The sequence below is a fragment of the Mycobacterium sp. UM_11 genome (assembly GCF_001414075.1).
Taxonomy (GTDB): domain Bacteria; phylum Actinomycetota; class Actinomycetes; order Mycobacteriales; family Mycobacteriaceae; genus Mycobacterium.
Genome location: NZ_LATC01000279.1, coordinates 1 through 307, shown reverse-complemented (window position 1 = coordinate 307; position 307 = coordinate 1). Strand labels below are relative to the sequence as shown.

Here is a 307-nt window from a genome sequence, read left to right as displayed (position 1 = left end):
CAGGCGCAGGCGACCTCGTACGACACCATGGGTCAGGTCAACCAGGCCTTCCGCAACATCGTCAACATGCTCCACGGTGTGCGCGACGGTCTGATTCGCGACGCGAACAACTACGAGCAGCAAGAGCAGGCCTCGCAGCAAATCCTCGGCAGCTAGCGCTAAAAACCGCGGCTGCGTACCATTCCAGACATTAGGAGAACACCGTTATGACAATCAATTACCAGTTCGGCGATGTCGACGCCCACGGTGCCTTGATCCGCGCCCAGGCCGCGTCTTTGGAGGCTGAGCACCAGGCCATCGTTCGCGA

The 307-nt window shown here is 59.9% G+C and carries 2 pseudogenes; both read left to right on the top strand.

The features are described from left to right. Positions 1–156 (top strand): annotated as a pseudogene (locus WU80_RS25020) (WXG100 family type VII secretion target); the annotation flags it as partial. A 50-nt stretch (positions 157–206) separates the two neighbouring features. Next, positions 207–307 (top strand): annotated as a pseudogene (locus WU80_RS25720) (type VII secretion protein EsxI); the annotation flags it as partial.